We start from the raw sequence: 10,821 nt of genomic DNA on the forward strand, positions 1-10,821 counted from the left end.
GCTTCAGGCCGCACCCTGTCAGGCGCCACCGCCCGCCTGCACCGTACCTTACGCGAATTCCGCATACGCGGCGTAAAAACCAATATCGGTTTCCTGGAAAATGTGATCACACACGATATTTTCCGCAAAGGCAACTGCACCGTTGGTTTTATTGATAAACACCCCGAGCTGTTTAAGCTGGCGCAGATCCGCGACAGGGGCACCAAAACCCTGCTATACCTGGCAGATGTTACGGTGAACGGCCACCCGGATGTGAAGGTGAAAGACCCCAACCGCAGGTTCCGCACGCCGCAGGTGCCGGCCTATTCCCGTATTACGCCTTTCCCGGAAGGCACTAAGAACAAGCTGCAGCAAATGGGGCGCGATGACTTTGCGCGCTGGCTGCGGCAGGAAAAACCGGTATATTTTACAGACACCACTTACCGCGATGCCCACCAAAGCCTGCTGGCTACCCGGGTGCGTACCAAAGATATTATGGCGGTAGCAGAAGGCTATGCGCGTAACAACCCGCAACTGTTCTCAATGGAGGTTTGGGGCGGCGCCACCTTTGACGTATCCATGCGCTTTTTGCATGAATGTCCCTGGAAGCGCCTGCAACAGATCCGGCAGGCCATGCCCAACCTGTTGCTGCAAATGCTGTTCCGCGGTGCTAACGGTGTCGGCTACTCGGCCTACCCCGAGAACCTGATAGCCAAGTTCATTGAAAAGAGCTGGGAGAACGGTATTGACGTATTCCGCATTTTTGATTCCCTGAACTGGGTAGATGCCATGGCCCCCAGCATACGCTTTGTGCGCGAATACACCGGTGCGCTGGCCCAGGCAGCCATTAGCTATACCGGCGATATCCTGAACAAGGACAATAAAAAGTACACGCTTCAATATTATGTGGACCTGGCTAAACGCCTGGAAGATGCCGGCGCCCACATGCTGGCTGTAAAAGATATGGCGGGATTGCTTAAACCGCAGGCTGCATCCGTATTAATAAGCACCCTGCGCGAAGCCGTGCAGCTGCCTATCGTATTGCATACGCACGATACATCATCCGTGCAGGCCGCCACTTACCTGAAAGCCATAGAAGCCGGCGTGAACGTGGTAGACGGCGCAATAGCCTCCCTGAGCGGCCTTACCTCGCAGCCTAACCTGAATGCGCTGGTGGCCATTTTAGACGGGCATGAAAGAAGCCGCCCCATGAACCTGGCCTCCCTGAATGAGTACAGCAATTACTGGGAAGATGTACGCGAATACTACTATCCCTTTGAATCAGATATGAAGGCCGGCACCGCGCAGATCTATGAGAACGAGATCCCCGGCGGGCAATACTCCAATCTGCGCCAGCAGGCAGAATCACTGGGCCTGGGCACGCAGCTGGAAACCATTAAAAAGAACTACGCTGTGGTGAACCAGCTGTTTGGCGATATTGTGAAAGTAACGCCCAGCTCCAAAGTAGTAGGGGATATGGCCCTGTTTATGACAGCCAACGGGCTAACAAAAGAGGATGTGATGGATGAAACCCGCAACCTCTCGTTCCCCGCATCTGTAACAGGCTTTTTCCGTGGCGATCTTGGAGTGCCATATGGCGGTTTTCCGGAAAAGCTGCAGCGCATTGTGCTCAAGGGTGAGCAGCCTCTGAAAGGCAAACCCAATGAGCATTTGCCGCCTGTTGATTTTGACAGCGATTTTGCAAAGTTCCAGCTGAAATACCCGCAGGCCGAGTTCCTGGATTACCTCAGCTATCATATGTTCCCTAAAGTGTTTGATGAGTATTACCATCATGCCATGATCTACGGGAATGTAGAAGCCATTCCCACACCAGCCTTCTTCTATGGGTTAAAGCTGGGCGAGGAAATGCTGGTGACCCTTAGCAAAGGCAAAACCATTATTGTAAAGCTGCTGTACGTGCAAAAGGCCGATGAAAGCGGCATGTGTACCGTAGTATTTGAGCTCAATGGCTATACCCGCCGCGTGCAGGTAAGGGATCATTCCGTATCCAGCCTGGTGCCGGTTAATAAAAAAGCCGCTAACCCCGAGCTGGAAATAGGCGCGCCCTTGCAGGGCAAGCTCTCCAAGCTGCTGGTGCGTGCAGGCGATACCGTTGGCAGCAACACCCCGCTGTTTATTATTGAAGCCATGAAAATGGAAACAACGGTAACGGCAACACGTACTACTAAGGTAAAAGCCGTGCATTTACCGGAAGGCACCATGGTGCAGCAGGATGACCTGGTAGTGGAGCTGGGGGAATAGGCTGAACTGCCTATTGAGGTTTATCCTCTGGTTCTTTTTTTAGCTTGGAAGCAAAGGTAAAACCTGTTGAAGCAGGAGGGGCAGACTGTTGCTCATTTACCTGGGAGGCCAGCCTGAAACCGGATGAGGGAGGCGGGCCGCCCGGCGACCTCCTGATGCCGGATGCCAGTGAAAAACCGGGCAGGGGTGATTGAGTGGGTGTGCCTTCTTCAGATTGCTTTTTTACTGAGGAAGCAGTGGTAAAACCGCCGCTAAAGGAAGGCGTTGTACCGCCCTTGTTTATATTTGATGCGGAGCCGAATCCAGGTAAGGGACCGCCGCTGCCGGGCGGTTTCCCAAAACCGAATGAGAAGCTGGGAGGCATCTGATCATCCGGGCCCGGGCTATCGGGACCAAATGATATAGGTGCTGTTGTTGGCGGGGCAACGCTCACTGCATAACGGATCTGGCCGGTTGGGGTAACCACTACGCTTTTGATCAAATGTCTTTCTTCTAAAGTGGTGGTTAGCTTCACCCCGCTTACACTAAGGCCCATTTGGGCCAGGGTTTTCAATATATCCACTGCTTTACCAATGCTTTCGTGGCTTCCGCCTACTACAAAATATTTTATGGATGAAAGCAGGTTATATTTCTCACCAAATGCAGCCTTTAATTTTCCTAAAATATAAATGGCTTTATGCGAAGGCATCATGCTGTGAAACAGGGCGCTTACCTGCTCCCCTTCAAGAGTAGCAGTTAGCCCTACGGTAATACAGGGCCTCATTTCATCCGTATAAATTCCTCTTCTTGAAGGAACTGCCTGGTCCCACCGGTCTGCGCTCACTTTAGTGGTTTTTTCAGACAGCGCTTCTATTTTTTCCATACTTACCTGTTTTATTTCCGGGAACCGGAGGGACAATTCCTCTGCTTCACCTTCCTGTGACAGGTAATCATCCACTGAATCTTCCAGGTCATTATCTGACATTACCTCTTGATACAGTTTTTCCGGTGTAATGCCTTCAAGAGTATCCTCTTTTTTCAGCCTTTCATAGGTTTTTACGAAGGCATTTATTGAAGGCTTGAACCTTTTCTTGCCTGTTTGCGGTAATTCATTATGATAATGATAGAGCGTCATTAAATGTTCCCGCATTTCATCATCTTCCCGCGGGCCTTCCAGCGTGCTTGGGGGTACCGGTAACGGCGGATGTTCGGCGCGTACCTGCTTCATGATTGTCCGGTAAAGTTTCACCTGTCCAATAGGCACATATACATAATCTTCATAAACGGCGTCATAGATCTTTTTGTGCGTTTTTTCCCAATTGGGAAATGGCTGATCGCCTGGAAAGCTTACCACTACCCGGCCATCAAAAACAAAAACACCCTGGACAACTGGTTGTTGTATGGTTGTATGTTCCGCTTCCAGCCGCAGCGGAACAGCGGATTTATGAATGCCCTGTTGCGTATTGCTATCCTGTACAGAGTGATGAGAATTGGTTTGTAACCGGTCGGGGTAGTATTGATACGGCATATAATGAGGGATGTTTAAGTATAGACGATAGTAAGGTATGAAAAAAAACACAACTGGCATCACCTGTCCGCAAGCGGACACCCGCCTGTTCCAATACCGGACAAGGCAAACAATTTCAGGTAATTAACAAACTGATTATCAACCGCATTAAACTCCGGCATTCAATTAGTAAGTCAAATACTATCTTACAATCGGGGAAAATAGCTGCATATGCTTAATGCTCAATTCAAAACAGCCTGGCGCAACCTGCTTAAGAACAAATCGCAGTCAGTGATCAATATTGCAGGATTATCGGTAGGTATAGCCCTTTCCATACTCATTGGTTTGCTGATCTGGGATGAGCTGTCCTTTGACCAATACCATCAAAACCATGACCGTATTGCTATGGTAATGACCAACCAGTATGTGAACGGGGAAATACAAACCGGCGGTGATGAGCCTATGCAAATGGCCCCTGAGCTGCGGGTGAAGTACGGCAGCTATTTTAAGTACGTGGTTACCTCCACCTATCCCAATGGGCACATCCTTTCCTTTGGAGATAATAATCTCAATAAGAACGGCAGTTATATGGAGCCGCAGGCGCCGGAAATGCTTACCCTGCAGATGCTTAAAGGCACCCGCGCCGGCTTGCAGGACCCTGCTTCCATTTTGTTATCCGCATCTGTAGCTAAAGCTTTTTTTGGAGAGGCCGATCCCGTAGGTAAGCTCATGAAAATTGATAACAAGCTGGATGTAAAGGTAACCGGCGTATATGAAGACCTGCCTGCTAACACCACCTTCTCAAACCTGGGCTTCATATCGCCCTGGGACTTATATGCCAAAAGCGAAGACCTGGCAAGCAAAGCAGGCTGGGGGAACCGCTGGTTCCAGACCTATGTGCAAATAGCGGATAATACGGATATGCAGCAGGTATCTGCCAAGATCAGGAATGTAGGACTGCAAAGGATCAATGGCGATGCCTTTAAGCCGCAAACATTCCTGCACCCTATGAACCGCTGGCACCTGTATTCCAGGTTCAGGAACGGGGTAGCGGCAGGCGGCCGCATACAGTTTGTATGGTTCTTTGGCATTATTGGCGGGTTTGTGCTGCTGCTGGCCTGCATTAATTTTATGAACCTGGCCACGGCACGGTCAGAAAAACGGGCCAGGGAGGTGGGTATCCGCAAGGCTATCGGCTCCGGCCGGGGGCAGCTGATCCTGCAGTTCCTGGGAGAATCTGTGCTTACGGCATTCATTTGTTTCTTATTATCCCTGTTGTTGGTAAGCCTTATACTGCCCTGGTTTAACGGGATCGCAGATAAAAAGCTTACCATCTTATGGGGGCAACCTATATTCTGGTTACTGTGCCTGGGTTTTACCTTGTTCACCGGCGTGCTGGCCGGCAGCTATCCTGCATTATACCTTTCGGCCCTGAAACCGGTAAAGGTGTTAAAAGGACCTTTTAAGGCGGGGCGCTTTGCCGCTGTGCCGCGTAAAACACTGGTGGTAATGCAGTTCTCCATTTCAGTAACGCTGATCATTTGCACCATTATTGTTTTTAAGCAGATCCTGTATGCAAAAGACCGTCCTATTGGGTTTAACCGCAATGGCTTATTAACCATGCGTATGATCACGGAGGAAACCCGTAAAAATTATCCGGCCTTCCGCGATGCGCTGCTGCAAAGCGGGGTAGTAACCAGTGTGGCGCAATCCCAAAGCTCTGCTATGTATGCAGGCGTTACCAATATTGGTTTCAGCTGGCGTGGTAAAGACCCCGATATGCAGGATGAAATTGTAACCATGGCCATTACCCCCGAGTTTGGAAAAACCATTAACTGGCAAATGGCGGATGGGCGCGATTTTAATAAGCTCTTTGCCACAGATTCAGCCGGTTTTGTATTAAACCAGGCTGCCGTAAAGTACATGGGTTTTGAAAACCCGGTAGGGGAGATGGTGAATGCCTTTGGCCGCCAGTACCATGTAATTGGCGTGGTAAAGGATATGGTGATGCAGTCTATGTTCGACCCGGTGAGGCCTACTATATTTTACCTGGATGCATTTAACCGGGTAAAGTTTATCAGCCTGCGTATTAACCCTGCGCTGAGTGCCGGTAAGGCCCTGGCGCAGATAGAAAGCATCTTTAAAAAATATAACCCCGTTACGCCGTTTGAATATGCTTTTGCAGATGATGATTTTCAGGCCAAGTTCCAGGATGAAGAGCGCCTGGGCAAGCTGGCGGCCTTTTTCACCATCCTGGCTGTTTTCATCAGCTGTTTGGGCCTGTATGGGCTGGCTGCTTTTGTGGCGGAACAGCGCACCCGGGAAATTGGCGTACGTAAGGTAATGGGCGCTACGGTGTTTAATGTATGGTGCCTGCTATCCAAAGACTTCATGCTGCTTGTTACTATTGCATTGCTGATAGCAATACCTGCAGGGTATTACTTTATGCATGGCTGGCTGCAGCATTATGAGTACCGGGCGGCATTATCCTGGTGGATCTTTGCCGGGGTAGCGTTTGGCGCATTGGTGCTGATATTGGGAACCGTAAGCTTCCAGACCATAAAGGCAGCGGTAGCGAATCCGGTGAAGAGTTTGCGGACGGAATAAAGCCTCTCCTCACCACATTAAACAAGCTTTATATCATGAATGTCAATCGATATGAATAATGGCTCCGGTTTTTTGGCAGTATTGTCTTCCTGCCTTAGATAAACATTTCTTTTAGTCGCAAATTTAACTCCCTGCACTTCCACATAGTCCGCCAGATAATGAGCGGTTTTTGCACCACTGAGAATTTCTACATTGTAATCATGCCGCTTTATCAATCCGTTGCTGTCTATATAAAAAGTTTGCACCGGGCCGTGGGTTGCCACCTCTTTAGGAAATGTAACCTGTAAACGTCTGAACGTCTGGCCATCTTCCTCCCAGGGTTCCAGCTCTTTAAAACTATAACCGGGATCTGTAAGACAAAATGGAACATTGAAATAATTCCACATCGCATAACCTGTGAAATAAGTTAATTGCAGCTTCGACCATGGAGTATTTGTTACATATCCCGAAAAAGTAGCACGTGGATCAAGTAACTCTTCTATCACCTCATTCCTGTTGTTGAGGATAGCTACCTTATCCGGCTCATATGAATTATGCCAGTCCTTCTCAACGAAGGGGTAAAAAGATGTGAACTGCTTCCTGGTGCTGGTGATAACGTTTATGTTATCCATAATGCCAGGCACCTGCTTTAACGCCCAGGTTATGCCTCCGATTTTTAAGCTGGCAGATATGCTCTCAAATTTCCTCCAGTTGTTTAGCCCGCCATAAGCATCAATCACAAGCTCCAATAAATTATTCATTTTCATGTGTTTAAGATTCTAGTGTAATATTTGTACTTGCTATTTACAAGTGCAAATATACAGGTATTTACTTGTATTTTGCAAGTGCAAAAGCATAAAATGAATAATAATGGCTAACTTTGCACTTTCAAATTGCAAGTAAGATCAAGCGTTTATAATAACATGAAAGAGATAAAAAAAAGATCTGAATGCCCTGTTAGTTTCAGTCTTGATTTTTTTGGAGATAAATGGACATTGCTCATTATCAGAGACATTGTATTGCATGGCAAACATACGTTTGGAGACTTTCTTCAATCTGCGGAAGGCATTGCAACCAACATCCTGACGGATAGGTTAAAAATGTTGGAGGAACAGGGGTTACTTATGAAATATCCTGTTGCAGGTAAGGCAAGAGTGGGTTATTGTTTAACCGAAAAGGGCGTAACCACTATCCCGATCGTAATAGAAATGGCGCTTTGGGGCGTATCCCAAAACAATAGTGACCTAAAAAAAGAATTGACGGCGGCCCTTCGGAAAGACAAAGCCGGGGTGATCAGGCAGCTCACTTCGCACCATATTCAGCTCTATCGCTCCCATAATCCAATGCCACATTAAATACCTGAAAGCCGGCACTCCTGGCGCCAATAACATATTAGGAAGGCTATAAAGCTAAAAGGCCGTCTCAAAACAATTGAGACGGCCCTTTCTATTATGAAAAAGTGTTGGCTTAGAACTGCTCCAGTCCGCTGAAGAAAAAGCTGCCTTCAATAGCTGCATTCTCATCAGAATCAGAACCGTGAATAGCGTTACGGCCCAGGGATTCTGCAAATAATTTGCGGATGGTGCCGGCATCAGCATTAGCCGGGTTGGTAGCGCCGATCAGCTTGCGGAAATCTTCCACGGCATTGTCCTTTTCCAGGATGGCCGCTACAATGTGGCCGCTGCTCATAAATTCCACCAGCTCCCCGTAAAAAGGACGCTCTTTGTGTACAGCATAAAATTCACCCGCTTTTTCGGTTGATAACCGGGTCATTTTGAGTGCCACAATGCGGAAGCCAGCTCCATTGATCTTTTCCAAAATGGCGCCGATATGCCCATTGGCTACAGCGTCCGGCTTAATCATCGTAAATGTTCTGTTACCCATATATTGTTATTCCAAGTTAAATTGTTTGTTCTGAGGTTCACTAACCACTAATCGCTAACTGCTAATCGCTAACTGCCAACTGCTAATCGCTAATCGCTAATCGCCAACTGCCAACCAACGGGCGCAAAGGTAACCAGAATTTGTTTATCAGATAAATCCGGGTCAAAATTTTGAAATTCTGCACCAAATAAAGAACTTCGCACTTCGTTTTAAATGAACGCATAACAATATTTTATCATCCGCTTATTCTTGGTATGAAGCCGATCGAGGAAATCAAGCCTTTGCTGGGAGCCCCTAAAAAAGTGGTGATTACCATGCACCAGAAACCGGATGCAGATGCCATGGGTTCGTCTTTGGCCATGTATCACTACCTGCGTCAGAAGGGACATGACATCACTGTTATTTCGCCTACTAACTTTCCGGATTTTCTGAACTGGTTACCCGGCGCCAACCTGGTGGTGGATTTTGAATCCATGCAGGACAAGGCCATGAGCGCACTGGAAGGGGTGGAGCTGTTATTTTGCCTGGACTTCAATGCTTTATACCGCACCAAGAACCTGGCGCCGTACCTGGAGCAGCTGAAATGTCCTAAAATACTCATTGACCATCACCTGGAGCCGCAGCCAACCTTTGACTATGGTGTAAGTGATACTAAAGCTTCCTCTACCGCCCAGCTGGTATATGAAACGCTTTATAAATTGGGAGAAGAGCAGTATATTACCGAGGAGATTGCACAGTGTATCTATGCAGGAACCATGACAGACACAGGCTCTTTCCGGTTCGCCTCTACTTCCGCCAGGGTGCATCGTATGATAGCAGACCTGATGGACAGGGGATTAAAGCATGAGATCATTCATCAGAACATTTACGACAATTTCCTGGAAAACCGCCTGCGCTTTATTGGCCACAGCCTGCTGCACCGGATGGAGGTCTTCTACGAATATAATACCGCTATGATGGCAATTCCCTATGCAGATCTGAAAAGGTTTGACCTGCAAACAGGGGATACGGAAGGATTGGTGAACTTTTTATTATCTATACAGGGTATTAAAATGGCAGCGCTGATCATAGACCGCCGGGAAGAGGTGAAGCTGAGTTTCCGCTCCAAAGGCGATTTTGACGTAAATACCTTTGCCCGCAAATACTTTGAAGGCGGCGGCCACTTTAATGCAGCCGGCGGCAGAAGCACGGATACGCTGGAAAAAACAGTACAGCGCTTTATTCATGCCATGGAAGAGAATGAAGCATTATTACAGGATCATATAAAAGTTTGAGGGCGCAACATCCTTCAGGCTTTCACCGTTAAAGACTGACCAAAAAAAATAAAGACAAATACCTACAGATGAAAAAAAACAATCAGTTACTTGTAGCAGCATTAGGCTTGTTCATGGCTAGCTGCGGTGCCGGTGGGCCCAAGAAAACACCAGGTGGTGTAGAATACACCGTACATAAATCGGGCAGCGGTGCACAGCTGAAGCTGGGCGATACGGTGCTGATGAACATTACCCAGCGCCTGAACGACTCTATCCTGGCCGAATCCCGCAAGCTGGTGGGTGCGCCTGTGCCGGTGCTGATCTCTAAATCAGTGAATAAATATGACCTGATGGAAGGATTGGCCCTGCTGAAAGAAGGTGATAGCGCTACGTTCATTATTCCCTGGGATTCTTTACCAGAGCCCCGTCCGCCGTTTGGTAAAAAAGGCGACAAGCTGAAGGTAACTTTTGCTGTAGAGAACAAATACTCTGCATCAACACAAACTGCCAAAGAAGAAAAGGAAATAAAGGAATACCTGGATGCTCATAAGCTGAACGCTACCAAGAATGCTGAAGGTGTATACGTATCCGTTAGCCAGCCCGGTACCGGCGATATGCCTAAACCCGGCGATACCGTGTTTGTACATTACACCGGTAAGCTGCTGAGCGGTAAGACCTTTGACTCCAGCCTGGATTCTACATTACGTCCCGGTATGCCGCTGGAACCTATTAAGTTCCCTATTGGCCAGGGTTTTGTAATTAAAGGTTGGGATGCTGGTATTGGTTCCCTGAACAAAGGTTCCAAAGCCACGCTGGTAATACCTTCGTCACTGGCTTATGGCCTGCAGGGCAGCCCCCCGGCCATTCCCAGCAACTCTGTACTGGTATTTGACGTGCAACTGGTTGATGTAAAGCCCGGTAAAGCGCCTGCCGCTGCACCTGCTGCTCCCGGTAAGTAATATTCAGAAACTTCATAGTAAGGGGTTGTTCCAATTTATTGGGACAACCCTTTTTTTTGTGCATGCATATATGCGGAACCGTACTTTTGCACAATAACCCTTTTCATGAAACATTTACTGGTTTTACTGTTAACCGTTTGCAATACTGCGGCCGTAACGGCGCAGGCTACACGCATTGACTCGCTTTTGAATGCAAAAACCGCCAAACCCTTTAACGGTGTGGTGTTGGTGGCACGCGGCGCAAAAACATTGTATACAAAAGCATATGGCTGCTCTAACCGGGAGCAGCAGGTTCCTCTGAAACCGGATGACCAGTTTTATATTGGCTCTATCAGCAAACAGATCACCGCTGTGCTAACCTTACAGCAAATAGAACAGGGGCATATGCAGCTGGATGATCCCATCCATAAAT

General features: G+C 48.0%; 9 protein-coding genes. 6 read left to right on the plus strand and 3 right to left on the minus strand.

Annotated elements, in window-relative coordinates; genetic code table 11:
• On the plus strand, positions 1 to 2,241 hold a 2,241-nt coding region (locus VIM87_RS22250; RefSeq protein ID WP_331999138.1), incomplete at its 5' end, for a pyruvate carboxylase.
• 10 nt (positions 2,242 to 2,251) lie between these two features.
• Here VIM87_RS22250 and VIM87_RS22255 read toward each other — a convergent pair.
• Complete coding sequence (locus VIM87_RS22255) at positions 2,252 to 3,748, minus strand: hypothetical protein (RefSeq protein ID WP_331999139.1); 1,497 nt, start codon at positions 3,746 to 3,748, stop codon at positions 2,252 to 2,254.
• A gap of 210 nt (positions 3,749 to 3,958) precedes the next feature.
• Between VIM87_RS22255 and VIM87_RS22260 the strand changes: the two genes are divergently transcribed.
• Positions 3,959 to 6,334: an ABC transporter permease gene (locus VIM87_RS22260; RefSeq protein WP_331999140.1), complete on the plus strand. Its 2,376-nt coding sequence runs from the start codon at positions 3,959 to 3,961 to the stop codon at positions 6,332 to 6,334.
• A 17-nt stretch (positions 6,335 to 6,351) separates the two neighbouring features.
• On the opposite strand, the gene VIM87_RS22265 is transcribed toward VIM87_RS22260, so the two are convergent.
• Complete coding sequence (locus VIM87_RS22265; RefSeq protein WP_331999141.1) at positions 6,352 to 7,074, minus strand: hypothetical protein; 723 nt, start codon at positions 7,072 to 7,074, stop codon at positions 6,352 to 6,354.
• Between the two features lie 162 nt (positions 7,075 to 7,236).
• Between VIM87_RS22265 and VIM87_RS22270 the strand changes: the two genes are divergently transcribed.
• Positions 7,237 to 7,668 carry a helix-turn-helix domain-containing protein gene (locus VIM87_RS22270; RefSeq protein WP_331999142.1) on the plus strand — a complete coding sequence of 144 codons (432 nt, stop codon included), beginning with the start codon at positions 7,237 to 7,239 and terminating at the stop codon, positions 7,666 to 7,668.
• Between the two features lie 112 nt (positions 7,669 to 7,780).
• On the opposite strand, the gene VIM87_RS22275 is transcribed toward VIM87_RS22270, so the two are convergent.
• Positions 7,781 to 8,197, minus strand: a complete 417-nt coding sequence (locus tag VIM87_RS22275) for a nucleoside-diphosphate kinase (protein ID WP_089921192.1) — start codon at positions 8,195 to 8,197, stop codon at positions 7,781 to 7,783.
• A gap of 254 nt (positions 8,198 to 8,451) precedes the next feature.
• Between VIM87_RS22275 and VIM87_RS22280 the strand changes: the two genes are divergently transcribed.
• The 3 genes from VIM87_RS22280 to VIM87_RS22290 all read left to right on the plus strand — a co-directional run.
• Positions 8,452 to 9,471, plus strand: coding sequence for a DHH family phosphoesterase (locus VIM87_RS22280; RefSeq protein ID WP_331999143.1), 1,020 nt, complete (start codon positions 8,452 to 8,454; stop codon positions 9,469 to 9,471).
• A gap of 68 nt (positions 9,472 to 9,539) precedes the next feature.
• Positions 9,540 to 10,409 carry an FKBP-type peptidyl-prolyl cis-trans isomerase gene (locus tag VIM87_RS22285; RefSeq protein ID WP_217606059.1) on the plus strand — a complete coding sequence of 290 codons (870 nt, stop codon included), beginning with the start codon at positions 9,540 to 9,542 and terminating at the stop codon, positions 10,407 to 10,409.
• A 105-nt stretch (positions 10,410 to 10,514) separates the two neighbouring features.
• On the plus strand, positions 10,515 to 10,821 hold a 307-nt coding region (locus tag VIM87_RS22290; protein WP_331999144.1), incomplete at its 3' end, for a serine hydrolase domain-containing protein.

The sequence above is a fragment of the Chitinophaga sp. genome (assembly GCF_036569125.1).
Lineage (GTDB): Bacteria > Bacteroidota > Bacteroidia > Chitinophagales > Chitinophagaceae > Chitinophaga.